1 protein-coding gene is annotated in these 214 nt (G+C 53.7%); it reads left to right on the forward strand.

What is annotated here, in order from left to right; genetic code table 11:
* Positions 1-214 (forward strand): citrate/2-methylcitrate synthase (locus Q0785_RS20340; RefSeq protein ID WP_298834616.1); only part of this gene is annotated, 214 nt, incomplete at both ends.

Here is a 214-nt window from a genome sequence, read left to right on the forward strand (position 1 = left end):
ACGTCGGCTACGATATCGATGACTTGGCCGTTAACGCAAGCTTTGAAGAAGTGATCTACCTGCTTTGGCACCAGCGCCTGCCGAAAGCAGACGAACTGGCGGAACTGAAACAGCAATTGGCGGACAACATGGCCGTGCCACAAGCTGTACTGGATCATTTCAAGACATACGACATCAAGAACGTCCACCCGATGGCGGCTCTTCGCACAGCGGT

The sequence above is a fragment of the uncultured Planococcus sp. genome (assembly GCF_947501725.1).
GTDB lineage: Bacteria > Bacillota > Bacilli > Bacillales_A > Planococcaceae > Planococcus > Planococcus donghaensis_C.